This window comes from Enterococcus cecorum (assembly GCF_052119425.1).
GTDB classification, from domain to species: Bacteria; Bacillota; Bacilli; order Lactobacillales; family Enterococcaceae; genus Enterococcus_E; species Enterococcus_E cecorum_C.
In genome coordinates, this window is the sequence record NZ_JBQKFH010000024.1 from 1 (window position 1) to 18,039 (window position 18,039).

At 37.6% G+C, this 18,039-nt stretch carries 13 protein-coding genes and 2 rRNA genes; 13 read left to right on the top strand and 2 right to left on the bottom strand.

The window, feature by feature from the left end:
- The 3 genes from ACTQZM_RS07255 to truA form a co-directional block, all read left to right on the top strand.
- A 23S ribosomal RNA gene (locus ACTQZM_RS07255) occupies positions 1 to 109 on the top strand; the annotation flags it as partial.
- A 65-nt stretch (positions 110 to 174) separates the two neighbouring features.
- A 5S ribosomal RNA gene (gene rrf, locus ACTQZM_RS07260) occupies positions 175 to 290 on the top strand.
- 150 nt (positions 291 to 440) lie between these two features.
- A complete protein-coding gene (gene truA, locus ACTQZM_RS07265) occupies positions 441 to 1,184 on the top strand; it encodes a tRNA pseudouridine(38-40) synthase TruA (protein WP_441653349.1) in 744 nt (247 codons plus the stop codon).
- A gap of 49 nt (positions 1,185 to 1,233) precedes the next feature.
- Here truA and ACTQZM_RS07270 read toward each other — a convergent pair whose 3' ends face one another.
- Positions 1,234 to 3,819: a YfhO family protein gene (locus ACTQZM_RS07270; RefSeq protein WP_441653350.1), complete on the bottom strand. Its 2,586-nt coding sequence runs from the start codon at positions 3,817 to 3,819 to the stop codon at positions 1,234 to 1,236.
- A gap of 109 nt (positions 3,820 to 3,928) precedes the next feature.
- A complete protein-coding gene (rpmB, locus tag ACTQZM_RS07275) occupies positions 3,929 to 4,117 on the bottom strand; it encodes a 50S ribosomal protein L28 (RefSeq protein WP_016250799.1) in 189 nt (62 codons plus the stop codon).
- A 240-nt stretch (positions 4,118 to 4,357) separates the two neighbouring features.
- On the opposite strand from rpmB, the gene ACTQZM_RS07280 reads away from it, so the two are divergent.
- The 10 genes from ACTQZM_RS07280 to murE all read left to right on the top strand — a co-directional run bounded on the left by ACTQZM_RS07280 (position 4,358) and on the right by murE (position 18,003).
- The gene (locus ACTQZM_RS07280; RefSeq protein WP_016250800.1) at positions 4,358 to 4,720 is read left to right on the top strand and encodes an Asp23/Gls24 family envelope stress response protein; all 363 of its coding nucleotides are present in this window, start codon (positions 4,358 to 4,360) and stop codon (positions 4,718 to 4,720) included.
- 38 nt (positions 4,721 to 4,758) lie between these two features.
- Complete coding sequence (locus ACTQZM_RS07285; protein ID WP_349276972.1) at positions 4,759 to 6,435, top strand: DAK2 domain-containing protein; 1,677 nt, start codon at positions 4,759 to 4,761, stop codon at positions 6,433 to 6,435.
- Between the two features lie 146 nt (positions 6,436 to 6,581).
- Positions 6,582 to 8,618, top strand: a complete 2,037-nt coding sequence (gene recG, locus ACTQZM_RS07290; protein ID WP_441653351.1) for an ATP-dependent DNA helicase RecG — start codon at positions 6,582 to 6,584, stop codon at positions 8,616 to 8,618.
- Positions 8,619 to 8,662: 44 nt separating this feature from the next.
- Complete coding sequence (plsX, locus tag ACTQZM_RS07295; RefSeq protein WP_441653352.1) at positions 8,663 to 9,655, top strand: phosphate acyltransferase PlsX; 993 nt, start codon at positions 8,663 to 8,665, stop codon at positions 9,653 to 9,655.
- A gap of 118 nt (positions 9,656 to 9,773) precedes the next feature.
- The gene (gene acpP, locus ACTQZM_RS07300; RefSeq protein ID WP_016250804.1) at positions 9,774 to 10,016 is read left to right on the top strand and encodes an acyl carrier protein; all 243 of its coding nucleotides are present in this window, start codon (positions 9,774 to 9,776) and stop codon (positions 10,014 to 10,016) included.
- Between the two features lie 209 nt (positions 10,017 to 10,225).
- Positions 10,226 to 10,918: a ribonuclease III gene (rnc, locus tag ACTQZM_RS07305; RefSeq protein WP_016250805.1), complete on the top strand. Its 693-nt coding sequence runs from the start codon at positions 10,226 to 10,228 to the stop codon at positions 10,916 to 10,918.
- A gap of 13 nt (positions 10,919 to 10,931) precedes the next feature.
- Positions 10,932 to 14,522, top strand: coding sequence for a chromosome segregation protein SMC (smc, locus tag ACTQZM_RS07310; protein ID WP_441653353.1), 3,591 nt, complete (start codon positions 10,932 to 10,934; stop codon positions 14,520 to 14,522).
- Positions 14,515 to 15,324 carry a Cof-type HAD-IIB family hydrolase gene (locus ACTQZM_RS07315; RefSeq protein WP_441653354.1) on the top strand — a complete coding sequence of 270 codons (810 nt, stop codon included), beginning with the start codon at positions 14,515 to 14,517 and terminating at the stop codon, positions 15,322 to 15,324. The genes smc and ACTQZM_RS07315 overlap by 8 nt, the downstream gene beginning before the upstream one ends.
- Before the next feature lie 17 nt (positions 15,325 to 15,341).
- A complete protein-coding gene (gene ftsY / locus ACTQZM_RS07320; protein WP_047341899.1) occupies positions 15,342 to 16,352 on the top strand; it encodes a signal recognition particle-docking protein FtsY in 1,011 nt (336 codons plus the stop codon).
- A 124-nt stretch (positions 16,353 to 16,476) separates the two neighbouring features.
- On the top strand, positions 16,477 to 18,003 hold the full coding sequence (gene murE, locus ACTQZM_RS07325; protein WP_441653355.1) for a UDP-N-acetylmuramyl-tripeptide synthetase: 1,527 nt from the start codon (positions 16,477 to 16,479) through the stop codon (positions 18,001 to 18,003).
- Positions 18,004 to 18,039 lie beyond the last annotated feature (36 nt).

Below are 18,039 nucleotides of genomic sequence, written 5' to 3' on the forward strand. Positions count from 1 at the left end.
TTCTTTAAGAAAGTAAGATCCCTGAAAGATGATCAGGTAGATAGGTCAGAAGTGGAAGTATAGTGATATATGGAGCGGACTGATACTAATCGATCGAGGACTTAACCAAAATGACTCGGAAAAGTAATACTTTTCAATGCCAGTTTTGAGTGAATCAATCACTCAAGTAAATAGTGTGGTGGCGATAGCAAGAAGGATACACCTGTTCCCATGCCGAACACAGAAGTTAAGCTTCTTAGCGCCGATAGTAGTTGGGGGTTTCCCCCTGTGAGGGTAGGACGTCGCCACGCAACTTTGAATGGCTAGACAAGTTTTGTCTAGCTTTTTTTATTGAAAGCAATCCGATCTGCTAGGTTAGTGAATATGAATTTAAGTTTGCGTAAATAGAAGAAATCCCTTAAAATAAGACAAGTATAAGAGAATAGAGAAAGATGGTCAAAATGGTTAGATATAAAGCAATCATAGCGTATGATGGTAGTGATTTTTGTGGCTTTCAAAGACAAATCAATGGTCGCACGGTTCAAGAAGAATTAGAAAAAACTTTAAGCAAGATGGCGAATCAGCCTATCGTTGTTCACGGTTCAGGTAGGACGGACTCGGGGGTTCACGCATTAGGTCAAGTGATTCATTTTGATTTCCCACAAAATAGAAATTTGGAAAAAATGCGTTTTGCCTTAGATACGCAATCTCCTGAAGATATTGCCTGTATCAGTGTTGAGAAGGTTTCAGAAGATTTTCATGCTAGATATCATGTGTTAGAAAAGACCTATGAGTATCGCTTGCAGATTCAAAAGCCCCGTTCACCTTTTAGAAGAAAATATGCTGCTTATTATGCATATCCCTTAAATATTGAAAAAATGCAACGGGCAATTACGGATTTTTTAGGAACGCACGATTTCTCGGCTTTTTGTGCTAGTGGGAGTTCGGTTGAAGATAAGGTGCGGACAGTCTATGAAGCAAATATCCGACAAGACGAGGGAAATGGGGAGTTGATTTTTACTTTTAGAGGTGATGGTTTTTTATATAAGATGATTCGTATCATGGTAGGAACACTGTTAAAAATTGGCAATGAACGAATGCCAGTAGATGCCATTCCAGCTATTATCGCCTCTAAAGATCGTAATCAAGCAGGCCCCACGGCTCATCCTGAAGGGTTATATTTAAAAAAAGTCAAATATGAATAATCAAAAAAGCGCTATAGACTAATGATTAGACATAGCGCTCTTTTATTGTTTAGTGAAGTAGTTTCTTTCGTTGATAATGACAATATAAACCAAAAAGTACAAGTGCTGTTAAGCTTATTCCGCTACCTATGAATAAGCCTGGTGGATAATACGTCAAGGTTAGTGTATGTTTGCCTTTTTTGACTGGAATGGTGATTAGTGCATTTTTGAAGGCTTTTATTGGTACTTTTTTTCCATCAATTTTGGCTTGCCAACCTTTATCATAAGCTAAGGTAGTAAAGAGAACTTGATTATCTTTTGCTTCAAAGGTCGCAGTCGCTTGGTTTTGATTCACTTGAAAAGCTACTTCATTTTGTCTTAGTACATTGATGGCTTGCTGATAAGCGTTGGTATCAAGTAGTAGGACTTTAGGTGTTAGGAAGGATAACTTTTGATTTCCGTTCAGACTGATGGTGAATTGAAAAGTAGTATCCTGATTAAAGTAGCCTAAATTATAATATTGACCATTAATATCGATTTGACTTTCATAGCTTGAATGAGCTGTTGTTACTGTTGCGCTACTTGCATTCAATTGCGAGAAGTCAAAAGGAAACAGGCTGACATAAGCTTGGGTATTAGCCGGAATAAAGACTTGATAAGTAATTTTTTGTTCTTGGTCCGGATTTTGTTGAATATAGGTAGTAATATTGCCATTCTCATCAATTTTAGTGTTGGTTTGTTGCACTAAAGAGACTGTGGTGAACTGAAAATATTCCTGATTTTGCCGAGATAAGGCATTGAATAGATTTTTTTGACTTGCCAAGTTATCGAATTTAGGTTGTTGGACGTTATAGATATCTTTGGGCGCAAGTATACCTAATTCAAGGGCATTATGATTTTCGTATAGTTGATAATTCCCTACTTTTTGCTTTTGGATAAAGCCGTATTTTTCTACTGGTTGCGTAGATAAGTTGTACTTGATATCAAAAAGGCTATCCATCAACAGGGTATTGTTTGGGTAACGTAAATTAAGATTGGTGCCACGTGACCGAAATCCGAGTTGATTTAAATAGCTAGAAGCATGACGATTACGCATAGATGAAAATAAGCCAATCCCAGCATAGTTGTAATGAAAAGCATCATTAACCGAGACAGGATCGAGATTTTCTAGACGATAAAAATCTTGATTATGCTGTTTTGTATAACCAACCAATGCCGAAATAGCTGGATAAGGATCTGTATATAGTGAACGTGAAGCATAGACCCAATCATTGCGAATCCCTAAAATTAAGTAATAGGAATTGATAGACATTTCGCCAAATGCTATGACAAGTAAAACAAGCGAAAATATTTTTTTAGAAAAGTGATTCCGATAAATAAAAAGAATCATGTAAATCGTAAGGACAATTGCAGTTATCCACGCTGAAGAAGGCGTAAGAAAAAGGTATTCTTTTTCAGCTTTTCCAAAATAGGCAATCGCAAATAAAAGCAGCCAGAATAAGCATGTGTAGGCTAATGTTATTCTTGAATAGTGATAGATATCCGTGAGGCCAAACCCTGCTAAATAAACGACAACAAATGAGAATAAAAAGGCAAAACGAAATAAAAACATATTAGGGGCGTGCATACCTTGCCAAAACAAATTTAAAGGTTCTAAATAAAAGCTTGCTATCAGTATGGCAATTAAAACGGTATAAGCAATTTTTTCTTTAAGTAAAAAACGTTTATTCACATAATATAAGGTTAAGCCAATTAGACTCAGTAGCCCTACAAAAATAAAGGGAATGGAGCCGTATTTTGTCGTATCATAGACACCAATAAAATTTTTGACTAGTAAATCGAGTGTTGCGGTATCTTCGGTTTTCCATTGGGAGATTTTTGTGAGTGACTCACCGTTTGTCTTTAGGTCAATAAGGGTCGGTAATAAGATAAACATAGAAGCGCAACCACTACAAATTCCCGTCATAAAAAATGGGATAATTGCGGGTTTGGTTTTTCTGAAATTTGCAATAAGTTGAACAAAAAAGAACAGTACAGAGAATACACCAATCATAAAACCAAAATAAAAACTTGTGCAAAATAAAAGGAAATAACTGATAAATAGCAAACCAACTCTATGTTTAGTAATGAGTCGCTGAATCCCCAATATAACTAGTGGTAAATAGATAAAAGCATCGAGCCACATGATTAATTCTGATTGCGCAACAGCAAAGGATAAAAGTGAATAACAAGTGACCAAAGCAAGTCGTAGTGTATCTGTTAATTTAGGATAAGTTGACTTGGCTAGTACCCCAAAGCTTAAGCCCATCATGCCAAATTTGACTAAAGTTAAGAAGTATAGGGCATCAGGCATCAGTTGATTTGGGAAAAAGAGCACCAAAGGAGTAAAAATTCCTCCCAAATAATAGGCAGCTAGTGAAAGATAGTTTAAGCCAAGTGCGGCATTAAAGGTGTAAAAAATACTTTGTTTGCCCAGTAAGACTTGTCGAAAACTAGCATGAAAGTTGGAAAATTGGGCAAAAGCATCACTGGCTAAAATACTACGATCACTTCCAGGATAGATACCATTTAAAAGATAGACAAGCGCCATGATAGCTACTGGTATGAAAAAGCTAGTGAGTAAGTAAGTTTTATGTTGTTTTATATATTGCTTCATGAATGAATAACCTCAGTATATACAAAGATAGTGTAAAAACATTGTACCATAAAAATAGGCAAAAAAAAGAAGCCACAACTAAATGCAGCTCCGTCATTTCGTTTATTAATTAAACTCGCTCAACTTTTCCAGATTTCAAAGCACGAGTTGATACCCAAACTTTTTGAGGTTTGCCATCAATTAATACACGAACTTTTTGTAAGTTAGGTTTAACTGTACGTTTTGTAGCGTTCATTGCGTGTGAACGGTTATTTCCACTTTTAGTTTTACGACCTGTAAAGTAGCAAACTTTTGCCATGTGTTTTTCCTCCTTTGCCTTGATGTGGGAGCGATTATTTTCGTCTCATACCAAATTAATTTATCATATAGTCAAAAAAAAGGCAAGAGATATTTTAGAATTCATTGACATTTTTTCTTAAACATTGTAAATTAAACAAGGTTAGAGGGATTCATTGAGCTATCCCTTTTCATAAGATAGTAGCTATGATAAAATAAACTTATTGAATAAAAATAAGGTCCAGATGAAGGAGGATTTCTGATGGCTGTAAAAATGATGACGCAAAATGGCTTAATCGAAATGTCGAATGATGTAATCGCAACAGTAGTAGGTGGCGCGGCTACAGATGTATTTGGGATTGTCGGTATGGCTAGTAAAAAGCAAATTAAAGATAATATTGATGAAATTTTACGAAAAGAGAACTACTCAAAAGGTGTGGTTGTCCGTCAAGAAGAAAATGGCGTGGCAGTAGATGTGTACACAATCGTAAGTTATGGGACAAAGATTTCTGAAGTTTCTCGCAATGTCCAAGAAAAAGTGAAATACAATCTTGAAACAATGCTTGGTGTAACTGCAAACTCAGTCAATGTTTTTGTCCAAGGTGTCCGTGTCTTACCAGAATAAACTAGCGGATAATTTTTAATGAGGAGGATTTTTTTCAAGTGGTGGTAAATAAGATTAGCGCTAGTCAGTTCCAAGAAATGGTACAAGCTGGGGCAACACGATTACAAGCAAATGCAGAATATGTCAATTCTTTAAATGTCTTTCCAGTTCCTGATGGTGATACTGGGACCAATATGAACTTAACAATGACTTCTGGGGCAAAAGCTGTGAGTGATTCAGCGAGTGAGCATGTCGGTGAGTTAGCAAAATGCTTATCTAAAGGCTTACTAATGGGTGCTCGTGGGAATTCTGGAGTGATTTTATCTCAATTATTCCGTGGATTTGGTAAAGCAATTATTGATTTTGAGAGCTTAGATGCCAAACAATTAGCAGCGGCCTTTACCAACGGTGTGAATACAGCCTACAAAGCGGTGATGAAGCCGGTTGAAGGAACGATTTTAACTGTTGCACGTGTCGGCGCTGAATTTGGTGAACGTAAAGCAAAAGAAAGTGACGATTGCGTTGAAGTCATGCAAGCAGTGGTGAAAGGTGCGAAAAAAGCTTTAGCCAAGACGCCGGATTTATTGCCAGTCTTAAAAGAAGTCGGTGTAGTTGACAGTGGTGGTCAAGGTTTATTATTTGTTTATGAAGGCTTTTTAAATGCTTTAACTGGTAATTTTGAAGAAGATGAACAGTTTACTTTAACTTTGGCTTCTATGGATCAAATGGTTCACGCAGAACATGAGCGCTCGGTGCAAGGTCAATTAGCCACTGAAGATATCAAGTTTGGTTACTGTACAGAAATTATGGTGAAAATTGGGGAAGGCCCAACTGTAGATAGTGAATTTGATTATGATACTTTCCGTAATTATTTAAATGAACTTGGAGATTCTTTATTAGTGGTGAATGACGATGAAATTATCAAAGTTCACGTACACACAGAACATCCTGGTGAAGTGATGAATTATGGTCAAAAATTTGGTTCATTGATTAAAGTCAAAGTAGACAATATGCGTTTACAACATGAAACAATTTTAGAGCATGACCAACAACAAGCGAAAACCCAAGCAAAACCAAAGATTCCATTTGGTGTCATTGCTATTGCGGCAGGTGAAGGCTTGAAAGAATTATTTACAAGTCTAGGTGTTCATTATGTCATCAGTGGTGGTCAAACGATGAATCCAAGTACCCAAGATATTATGGATGCTATCGAAGCCATCAATGCGGAACAAGTGATTATCTTACCAAATAATAAAAATATCTTTATGGCGGCTGAACAAGCGGCTGAAGTAGCTGAAATTCCAGTTGCAGTCGTACCAAGTAGAACGATTTCTCAAGGAATGACTGCTTTACTAGCCTTTAATCCAGAAGCTACATTAAATGAAAATAAAGAACAAATGACTGAGATGCTTGAAAATGTCGTGAGTGGTTCGGTAACTCATGCGATTCGTGATACAAGTATTGATGGTATCGAGATTACTAAGGGTGATTTCTTAGGTATGGTAGATGGCAAGATTGTCGTTTCTAAACCACAGATTTTAGCTGTATGTATGGATACTTTACAAGCCATGATGGATGAAGATACAGAAATTATCACGATTATCATTGGTGAAGAAGGTAGTGAATCTCAAGCAAAAGAAATTGAAGCTGCATTATTAGCAATCAATGATGAACTTGAAATTGAAATCCATCAAGGAGATCAACCAGTTTATCCATATCTATTCTCAGCAGAATAAAGTATAAATGGTGGAGAGTGTGGGAAAACCTGCACTCTTTTTTTATATAAGGTGGTCAATCGACTGGGTCAGCTACTAGCATTGTTTATACGTGAAATGCTAGTCGATTGACACCGTCTATGATTTGAGAAAGAAGGTGGTGTGAGATGAATTTACAAGATCCAGTAACAGCTTTAAGTGGCGTGGGGGCAAAACGCGCTGAGACCTTAGCCACTTTAGGGATTGAAACGATTGAAGATTTATTAAGCTACTATCCTTTTCGCTATGAAGATATTCAGGAGCGCCAAATTCAAGAGATTAATGATCAAGAAAAGGTAACATTGAAAGGTTTAGTGGTCTCGCCAGCTGTATTAAATCGTTTTGGTTATAAGAAATCCAAACTTTCTTTTCGTTTGATGCAGGAAAATGATGTGTTTATGGTTAGTTTCTTTAATCAGCCCTATTTAAAGGATAAAGTCGTGGTTGGTGAAGAAATTGCCATTTATGGACGCTGGGATGCCAAACGCCAGACACTAAATGGCATGAAAATTTTGAGCAGTAGTAGTCAAAATGAAGGTTTTTCGCCGATTTATCACGTCAATAAATCCATTAGACAAACAACGCTGATTCAATTAATAAAGCAAGCTTTTGAACAGTATTATGGCTATATCGAGGAGAATTTACCGCAAAATCTCGTGGATAAATATCGTTTATTTGCTAGAAATGAAGCGATGTGGGCGATGCATTTTCCAAAAACAATGGGAGATCATCATCAAGCCAAGCGCAGAGTGATTTTTGAAGAATTTTTTGTTTTTCAAATGAAGATTCAAGGGCTAAAGACAAAGGAAAAAGCGGAGAAAAACGGGCTCAGCATTCCTTATGATATCCAAAAATTAAAGGCCTTTATTGCGAGTTTGCCATTTGAATTAACGAATGCGCAAAAGAAAGTGACCAATGAGATTTGCAAAGATTTGTTAAGCCCTAAGCATATGCAACGTCTTTTGCAAGGAGATGTAGGGAGTGGGAAAACCATTGTGGCAGCGATTGTGCTCTATGCCGCAACCACCGCAGGCTTTCAAGGCGCATTGATGGTGCCTACCGAAATCTTAGCGCAACAGCATTACCAATCATTGGCTGAATTATTGCGTCCTTTTGAAGTGAATGTCGCACTTTTGACAGGATCGACCAAAACCAAAGAACGCCAACAAATATTAACTGACTTGAAATCTGGAGAGCTGGATATTATTATTGGGACCCATGCCTTGATACAAGATGAAGTTGATTTTGCTCATCTAGGGTTAGTGATTACAGACGAGCAGCATCGATTTGGGGTAAATCAGCGTAAAGTTTTGCGTGAAAAAGGCTATAAACCAGATGTTTTATTCATGACCGCCACGCCGATTCCTAGAACTTTGGCCATTACCGCCTATGGAGAGATGGATGTATCCATTATTGATGAGATGCCAGCTGGTCGCATTCCAATTGTGACGCGTTGGGTGCTTCCTAAACAGCTCGACCAAGTATTGAAATGGGGGCTAACGGAACTTGCAAGCCACCATCAAATGTACGTCATCTGTCCGCTCATTGAAGAATCAGAAAGTTTAGATGTAGAAAATGCGCAAAAAATTTATGAGCAACTACGGGATTATTATGCCCCTGATTATCAAGTGGGACTCTTACATGGACGGATGAAAAATGATGAAAAAGAGGCGGTCATGCAAGCATTTAAAGAAAATCAGTTACAAGTATTGGTTTCGACCACGGTCATTGAAGTAGGAGTGAATGTACCGAATGCGACGGCGATGATTATTATTGATGCAGATCGCTTTGGCTTAGCACAACTTCACCAATTAAGAGGGCGTGTCGGTCGGGGAAGTCAAGCCTCCTACTGTATCTTAGTGGCAAATCCCAAAAATGAAGTTGGGAAAGAGCGAATGAAAATCATGACACAGACCAATAACGGCTTTGTGGTCAGCCAAAAAGATTTGGAATTACGAGGACCAGGAGAAGTATTTGGAAATCGTCAATCAGGTTTACCAGTTTTTCATTTTGCTGATATTGTAGCAGATGCGCATATTTTAGAAGTAGCAAAAGAAGAAGCCCAAGCGATTTATGCGCAAAAAGATTGGCAGATTTTACCGATGTATCAGGATTTGGTAAACTATCTAGGGACTGATAAAAATAATGGCGAATTTTTCGACTAACAGATATAATAGAATTATTCCATGAAAAAAGGTGAGGCGAAGAAATGAAGATAGCAGTCGATGCAATGGGCGGCGATTATGCTCCAGAAGCAATCGTTAAAGGTGTGATGTTGGCCCGTGAAAAATTTAATGATATTGAATTTCAACTTTATGGTAAAGAAGCAGAAATTAGAAAATATTTAACAGATGATCGCAATATAACAATTATTCATACGGATGAAAAAATCAATAGCGATGATGAGCCAGTAAAAGCCATTCGTCGTAAAAAACAAGCTTCGATGGTTTTAGCTGCTCAAGCCGTAAAAGATGGACGGGCTGATGCGATTCTTTCTGCCGGTAATACCGGAGCATTATTAGCGGCTGGTTTATTTGTTGTCGGACGGATTAAAGGAATTGAACGACCTGGTTTGATGTCTACTTTACCGATGATTGGTTCGACAGGCGGTTTTGACATGCTTGATTTAGGTGCCAATGCCGATAACAAACCAGAACATCTAGTCAAATATGCCATTTTAGGCTCTTATTATGCGGAAAATGTTCGGAAAGTGGCCCAACCAAAAGTCGCATTACTCAATAACGGCACCGAAGACTCAAAAGGCAATGAATTAACCAAAAAAGCCTTTGAATTATTAAAGGCAACACCAGAAATTAACTTTATTGGCAATATCGAAGCCCGTGAAATTCTCGAAGGACGTGCCGATGTGGTGGTTACTGATGGCTTTACAGGGAATGCGGTCTTAAAATCAATTGAAGGAACCGCTCTTAGCATGATGAAATTATTGAAGCATGCGATTTTAGATAGTGGTATCAAAGGCAAAATGGGCGCTTTACTTTTAAAAGATGGCTTAAAAGATTTGAAGAACCAAATGGATTACTCTAAGCAGGGCGGAGCGGTATTATTCGGTTTGAAGGCACCTGTCATTAAAGCCCATGGTTCCTCTAAAGAAGAGGCTGTTTATGCTACAATTAAGCAAATACATACGATGCTAGAAAGTCGCGTAGTAGAAAAATTAGTTGCTCATTTTGAAGAAGAATAGTGATACTTGCCTGCAATGATTGTCACGAAAATGAAAAAAAACTAGACAAAGAGACAATTTATCAGTACAATGTAGAGTGACTGAACAGTAAAAAGTCACTATTTGGAGGTGAATGCCCGTGACACGAGAAGAAGTATTCAGTAAAGTGGCAGCAATTATTGCCAAACATTTTGAAATCAACGCAGAAGATGTGAAAGAAAATACGAATATTAAAGACGATTTAAATGCTGATTCAATTTCTGTAATGGAGTTTGTTTTAGAATTAGAAGATGAATTTGGTACAGAGATTTCTGATGAAGATGCAGAAAAAATCGAAACAGTGGGTGCGGCAGTAGATTATATTGCTAGTCACTTAGCTTAAAAAGGTTTATGTGAATTCAATCGCGCGGAGGATAAGTGAGAAGGTCTTGCTTGTACCGCGCGTATTTTTTATTTTTCGGACAAATAGTTTGGAAAAGTCATCAAAAAACTGATAAAAACTCAATAATATCAAGGGTTTGTTTGCATTTTAAGGGGATTTTAGTATAATAGGAATGTATTTTCATATTAAAAGATAAAGGAATGTTGGTAATGGATCAAAAGCTAATTACAAATTTAAAGGAAAACTATCAAATTATTTTTAATAATGTAAGTTTGTTAGAGCAAGCATTTACCCATTCGTCTTATGTGAATGAGCATCGCAATTTGCATCTGTCTGATAATGAACGTTTAGAATTTTTAGGTGATGCCGTGTTAGAATTGCTCGTTTCACGCTTTTTATTCCAAACTTATCCAAATGTCACAGAAGGTAAGTTAACCAAACTACGGGCAGCGATTGTTAGGGAGGATTCTTTGTCACAATTTGCTAAAGAGTGCCAATTTGACCAAGCCATTCGCTTAGGTAAAGGAGAAGAAAATTCTGGTGGTCGCAAGCGTCCTTCTTTGCTATGTGATTTATTTGAATCTTTCTTAGGTGCTTTATATTTGGATCAAGGTTTAGAAGTGGTGGAACAATTTTTAAAACAAGTTATCTATCCTAAAGTATTAGCTGGTGCTTTTTCACATGAGATGGATCATAAGACAAGATTACAAGAAATATTACAAAAAGCAGGCGATGTATTGATTGATTATCGTCTGATTAAAGAAGAAGGCCCTGCCCATGACCGACTTTTTTCAACAGAAGTCTATTGTGATCAAGTTTTAATTGGGACAGGTAGCGGTCGTTCGAAAAAACTAGCAGAACAAGCGGCGGCGGCTGATGCTTTAAGCCATATTGAAGAATAAGCGAGGAAACAAGGTGCATTTAAAAAGAATTGAAATTTCAGGATTTAAATCATTCGCTAATCGCACCATTATCGATTTTGAAAAGAATGTCACGGCGATAGTGGGTCCTAATGGTAGTGGGAAAAGTAATATTACGGAAGCGATTCGTTGGGTATTAGGAGAGCAATCCGCCAAGAGTTTACGTGGTGGAAAGATGCCTGATATTATTTTTGCGGGTTCAGATGCTAAAAAAGCCTTAAATCTAGCAGAAGTAACTATGGTTTTAGATAATAGCGACCATTACTTACCGGTAGACTATGCCGAGGTTAGTGTGAAAAGACGCTTATTTCGTAATGGGGATAGCGAATTTTATCTGAATAATCAAAGTTGTCGTTTACGCGATATTCAAGAATTATTTATGGATTCTGGCTTAGGTCGTGAGTCTTTCTCTATTATATCTCAAGGGAAAGTAGAAGCGATTTTTAGTAGCAAGGCTGAAGATCGTCGCGGTATCTTTGAAGAAGCTGCCGGGGTTTTAAAGTACAAACAAAAGAAAAAACAAGCGGAACAGAAATTATTTGAGACGCAGGATAATTTAGATCGTTTAGCAGATATTATTTATGAATTAACCGAGCAATTAACACCACTTGCCCAACAAAAGCAAGCTGCGCAACAATTTTTAACTTATAAAGAAGAATTAACCCAAGTCGATGTTTCCTATGTTGTACAAGAAATGCAACAAAGCAAACAAGTATGGGAAGAAGAAAAAGCGCAAATCGCAAGTCTGAAGCAAGAAGTTCAGAAATTATCCCATGCCTTAACGCAAAGTGAAAATGAATTATTGCGTTTACGTCAAGACCGCGCACATTTAGATGAGCAGTTAGAAGCAAAAAACCAAGACCACCTACATTTAGTAGAAGCCTTGAAACAAGCGGAAGGAAAAAAGGCAGTATTACAGGAGCGCTCTTTCCATCAGCAAAAAAATGCCAAAGAATTGCGCCATAATCTTGAACAAGTACAGCAACAAATCGAACAGCTGGAAGAAAATCAGCAAACATTGATACAAAAGATTTCGCAAAAAAATGGACAGTATCAACAAATTGAAAAGCAATTAGCCCAACTACAGCAAGAATTGGCAAAATATCAAAAATCTCCCAAAGAATGGTTGGAAGAATTACGTAACCAGTATTTGGATCAATTGCAGGCTAAGACTAATTTGCAAAATGAATTAACATTTATCGAAAAGCAAAAGCAACAAGATCAACAGAAAAATCAACAGACCGTAGAAAAACAGCAAGATTTACAAGCAACCGTCCGTGAATCAAAAGCAAAATTGGATCAGTTGACTGTTGAAAATGAAGCGTTGCAAAATCAAGTTCAGGCAAAACAACAAGCTTTAGCCGCTGCGCAAAAACAAGTGACCACCCAACAAGAACATTTACAAAAAGCCCAACAGATGATGTATCGTTTGATGAATGAAAGTCAGCAAGTCCAAGCACGCCGCAAGACTTTAGCTGACTTGCAAGAAAATTATACGGGCTATTATCAAGGGGTACGTCAAGTCTTAACCCACCGTAAACAATTATCCGGAATCATTGGTGCAGTGGCTGAATTGCTAGACGTGGATCAACTATATGCTTTGGCTATTGAAACAGCTTTAGGTGCCGCTAGCCAATATATTGTGGTTGAAGATGAAAAAGCTGCCAGACAAGCGATCACCTTCTTGAAACAACAACGCGCAGGTCGAGCTACTTTCTTACCGCTAACTACGATACAATCACGAAAAGTTACGGAAAATGTCAAACAACAAGCCGCTAGTATTCCAGGATTTTTAGGTGTGGCGAGTGAATTGGTGACCTTTGAAGAAAATCATCGTGCCATCATGGAGAATTTACTCGGTGCTACATTGATTAGTGAAGATTTAGAGAGCGCCAATCAACTGGCTCGTCGTCTAAATTATCGCTATCGTGTCGTTTCCTTAGAAGGCGATGTGATGAATGCTGGAGGTTCGATGACCGGGGGTGCGAATAAACGCGCAGGCCAAACGACACTCTTAGGCCATCAACAAGAACTAAACCAATTAAAAGCTAAAGAAGCCTCTGTCAAAGAACGTTTACTACAAGCGGAAAGTCAAGTGAAGACGCTCCAACAAGACTTAGCGCAAAAACAGGCAGAAGTCGAAAAAATGCGTCAAGCGCTTGAGCAATTACGCATGAGCCAAACGACAAAAGAAAATCAGGTGACCAACCAAGCGGAAAAACTGGCGCGTTTACAACAAGATTTAACCAATTTTGAGTATGAAAATCGTGAAATTACAGAATTATTAGCAGAATATGACCGCGATTTAGCCGATAAACAAGCACAATTGCAAGTAATGGTACAGCAATTAGCCAAACTCAATGAAGAAATGGATCAGCTAAACACGCAAGCTGATAATCTAGAACTGAAACGAGAAGCCTTGCAACAGGAATTAGCCGATAAACAGGCCGAATTTGCAGTAACCAAAGAGCAAGTAAACCAATTGCGCCAAAGCTTTACGGCAAATAAAATGGCCCTAGAAGAAGCACAAAAAAATCTAGAGCAATTGAATGTTCAGTTATCGATGCTCGATGCGGATTTTTCTGATCAAGAATTAGATGAAGAGACTTTAGATCAGCAAGTATCCCAGTTAAATGAACGTAAATTAGCACTCCAAGAAGAAATGCAGGCTTTGCGAGAAAATCGTTATCAAACGCAGCGTCAAATCGACGAACTCGATCAACAATATAATACTAACAATCAAGAACAAAAGGCGAAATTATCTCAGTTAACCAAACTAGAAGTTCAAGCCAATCGTTCAGAAATTTTATTGGATAATCGCTTGAATTACTTGCAAGAAGAGTATGAATTATCCTTTGAACAAGCGCAAAAACAAGCCGTTGAACTAAGCGATATCGATCAAGCAAAGGCAAGAATTTATGAATTGAAAAAAGCGATTCAAGAATTAGGACCGATTAATTTATCAGCCATTGAGCAATATGAGCAAATCAAAGAGCGCTACGATTTCTTAACTGGTCAATGCGATGATTTATTACAAGCGAAAAATCAGTTGTTTGAAACGATGAATGAAATGGATGAGGAAGTCAAATTACGGTTTAAAACAACTTTTGATGCAATTGCGACTCAATTTGAACGTGTATTTCCAAATATGTTTGGTGGTGGACGTGCACGCTTGAGTTTAACAGATCCACATGATTTGCTGAATACTGGTGTTGAAATCGAAGCCCAACCACCAGGCAAACATTTAAAGAGCTTAAATCTATTATCTGGTGGGGAAAGAACATTGACCGCGATTAGTTTGCTATTTGCGATTATTCAAGTTCGTCCAGTACCGTTTTGTGTGCTCGATGAAGTGGAGGCCGCTTTGGATGAGGCAAATGTATTGCGCTTTGGCAAATACTTACAGACCTATCAAGACGAAACCCAATTTATTGTCGTCACTCACCGTAAAGGAACAATGGAAGCAGCCAATGTTTTATATGGGGTAACGATGGAAGAATCAGGTATTTCAAAAGTATTATCTGTCCGTCTAGAAGAAATTAGTGAAGGCGGTAATTTGGATAGAAAAGAGGACAATTATGATTAAATTAGTAGCTATTGACTTAGATGGTACGCTTCTAACTGATGATAAAAGAATTTCACAAAAAAATTTAACCGTGTTGCAAAAGGCAAAAGAACAAGGTGTTAAAGTGGTTTTATGTACTGGGCGTCCATTAGCTGCCATCACACCATTTATTGAACAATTAGGATTAAACGAACCTGGTGATTACAGCATTACGTTTAATGGTGGGTTAGTCCAAAAAAATGATACTGGTGAAATCTTAAGTAAATCAGCGATGACTTTAGAAGATGTACAAAGAATTAGCCAATTGATGATCGAGCTAGATTTACCATTAGATGTCTTATCAGAAGAAGTGGTTTTACAATTACCAACTTCAACGAATCATCCATCCATTTATCCTGAATTAAATGGCTTATTAACTTATAAACCAGCTAAATTAGCAGATTTAACATCAGATGGTCTTTACAATAAGGTCGTTATGGCTTATCATCAAGAATTTTTAGACCAACAAATTGAAAAAATCCCTGCACAATTTAAAGCAGATTATGAAGTCATTAAAACACGTAGTAATTTATTAGAATTTATGCCTAAAGGAGTGACTAAAGCATTTGGATTAGATCACTTGGCACAATATTTAGGGATGACGAGCGATGAAGTGATGGCTTTAGGTGATGAAGAAAATGACTTATCGATGATTCAATATGCAGGTATGGGTGTGGCGATGGCAAATGCAGTTGAAAAAGTTCGCCAAGCTGCCAATTATATCACTGCAAGCAACGAAGACGACGGTGTCGCTAAAACTGTTGAGAAATTTGTTTTAAAATAAAGAAAAGAGGTGTCATAATGGGCTTTTTTGATAAGATTAAACGTGCTTTTACCGGAGAACAACCCACTGAAGAAGTAAGTAACGAACAAGAATTACAGACACAAGAGAAATATGATAAAGGTCTTGAAAAAACGCGTAAAACATTCGGTGAACGCATGAATGAGCTCTTTGCCAATTTCCGTTCAGTGGATGAAGATTTCTTTGAAGAATTAGAAGAGACTTTAATTGGTGCCGATGTTGGCTTTGAAACATCGATGAAAATTGCTGATGCTTTGCGCCAAGAAGTGAAACTCAAAAATGTCAAAAAACGTGCCGAAGTCCAAAATGCGATTATCGAAAAATTAGTCAACTTATATGAAGAAGAAGGGCTAAATGAAAATAATGCCTTGAACATTCAAGAAGATGGCTTAACAGTCATCTTATTTGTAGGAGTGAATGGTGTAGGAAAAACAACCTCCATCGGGAAAATGGCGCACCAATATAAGGAACAAGGTAAAAAAGTCTTATTAGCTGCTGCGGATACATTCCGAGCTGGAGCCATTGATCAGTTAGTTGTTTGGGGAGAGCGTGCTGGTGTCGAAGTGGTAACGAAAGCACCTGGTAGTGACCCTGCTTCAGTCGTTTTTGATGCGATTCAAAAAGCCAAGGAAGAACAGGCGGATATCTTATTAGTGGATACGGCTGGGCGTCTACAAAATAAAGTCAACTTAATGAAAGAATTAGATAAAATCAAACGGGTGATTCAGCGTGAAATTCCTGATGCCCCTCATGAAGTTTTGCTTGTTTTAGATGCGACGACTGGACAGAATGCGATGGTTCAAGCCAAACAATTTAAGGAAACAACCGATGTCACAGGTTTAGTCTTAACCAAATTAGATGGTACGGCCAAAGGTGGGATTGTGCTAGCTATCAGAAATGAACTACATCTTCCTGTGAAATTAGTTGGTCTAGGTGAAGGCATTGATGACTTAGAACCATTTAGTCCAACTGATTTTGTAGTTGGCCTATTCAGTGGATTACTAGAATAAATAATTTGATTCAAAATTAGAAGAAGCGGATAGTCCCTTCTTCTTTTTTTGTGATGGTGTACGTGAAGTTCGTCTTGTGTTAAAATGGTCCATGACAAATGAAAGTAAAAGATTGGAGATTTTTATGGATTATCAAATTTCCTTACCACAAATCCAAGAAATATTATTAAAAAAGCAATTATTAAAAGAAATTATTATAGGTGGTCAGTGGCATTACGCACCCTCTGATAAAATCTTGGCAAAAGTCTTTCACCATATGACTTATGATTCTCGTGAAGTAGACCAGGATTCTTTATTTTTTTGTAAAGGACTCAATTTTAAAGAAAGCTTTTTAGCTCAAGCCATTGCCCAAGGATTAACTTGTTATGTCTCTGAAAATTATTATGAACAACAAGCTGCCATTGCTGTTGTTGTTACTGATATAAGAGAAGCGATGGTGGTATTAGCTCAAGCCTTTTACCAAAATCCACAAGAGCAGTTATTCACCATTGCCATTACGGGGACAAAAGGGAAAACGACGACCGCTTATTTGACGCATCAATTAATCAACCAGTTGACGAATCATAAATGTGCACTATTTTCTTCAGAGGAAACGATTTTAGATGGCAAAACGAAGATGAAATCCTCGCTCTCGACTCCAGAAGCTTTGGTTATTTATCAACAAATGGCTCAAGCAGTTGAAAATCAGATGACGCATTTGGTGATGGAAGTTTCGTCACAAGCTTATAAGATTAAGCGCGTATTTGGTTTGACCTTTGATGTTGGTTTGTTTTTAAATATTGGCCATGATCATATTAGTCCGATTGAGCATCCGACCTTTGAAGATTATTTTTACTGTAAACGCCAATTAATCTTGCACAGTAAAAAGATGATTTTAAATGCAGATATGCCTTATTTTGATTTATTAGTAGAGACTTGTCAGCAAGAAAAAGTCGATTATCTTACTTTTTCAGAAAAATCAGTGACAGCAGATTATCAATATACAAGTAAAAGTCAGCATGATTTTATCTTGAAAGATCAGCAAACAAATCAAGAACAAGCCATTCACCTAGGATTAGTCGGCGAATTCAATCATGCTAATGCAACGGCAGCAATGATGGCCGCACGTCTTGTGGATAGCCATTTATCTTTAGCCCAAGCAGGAGAAGACTTAAGTGAAGTGAGTGTGCCTGGTCGGATGAATGCTTTTTATTTGGCAAATGGTGCATTAGTCTTGGTGGATTATGCGCATAACTATTTAAGTCTTAAAGCGGTCAGCCATGCAGCAAAACAACTTAAGCCAGACGGTAAATTGATTATTTTAACAGGTAGTGCCGGTGGGAAGGCCTTATCTAGAAGACCGGATATGGGCAAGGCAATTAGTGAAGAAGCCGATGTTGCCTTTTTAACAGCGGATGATCCAAATTTTGAACAAGTTGCAAGTATTAGTGAGGAAATCAAAGCCGCGATTACCAATCCAAGTGTCCAAGTCATTCTTGAAGAAAACCGCAAGCAAGCCATTTTGCAAGCACTAGCGATGGCTGATAGTCAAAGTGCAGTTGTATTAGCGGGTAAGGGCAGTGAAAAAACAATTAAAGTAAACGGACAAGCAATGCCGTATGAAAGTGATATTGAAATTGTAAAAGCTTATATTGCTGAAGAAAAAGCTTAATTTATGAAAAGAACAAGAGACGAGAATTAGTCGTAT

Coding starts and splice junctions, on each gene's coding strand:
- truA (WP_441653349.1), top strand. CDS start 441: ATGGTTAGATATAAAGCAATCATAGCGTATGATGGTAGTGATTTTTGT.
- ACTQZM_RS07270 (WP_441653350.1), bottom strand. CDS start 3,819: ATGAAGCAATATATAAAACAACATAAAACTTACTTACTCACTAGCTTT.
- rpmB (WP_016250799.1), bottom strand. CDS start 4,117: ATGGCAAAAGTTTGCTACTTTACAGGTCGTAAAACTAAAAGTGGAAAT.
- ACTQZM_RS07280 (WP_016250800.1), top strand. CDS start 4,358: ATGGCTGTAAAAATGATGACGCAAAATGGCTTAATCGAAATGTCGAAT.
- recG (WP_441653351.1), top strand. CDS start 6,582: ATGAATTTACAAGATCCAGTAACAGCTTTAAGTGGCGTGGGGGCAAAA.
- plsX (WP_441653352.1), top strand. CDS start 8,663: ATGAAGATAGCAGTCGATGCAATGGGCGGCGATTATGCTCCAGAAGCA.
- rnc (WP_016250805.1), top strand. CDS start 10,226: ATGGATCAAAAGCTAATTACAAATTTAAAGGAAAACTATCAAATTATT.
- ACTQZM_RS07315 (WP_441653354.1), top strand. CDS start 14,515: ATGATTAAATTAGTAGCTATTGACTTAGATGGTACGCTTCTAACTGAT.
- ftsY (WP_047341899.1), top strand. CDS start 15,342: ATGGGCTTTTTTGATAAGATTAAACGTGCTTTTACCGGAGAACAACCC.
- murE (WP_441653355.1), top strand. CDS start 16,477: ATGGATTATCAAATTTCCTTACCACAAATCCAAGAAATATTATTAAAA.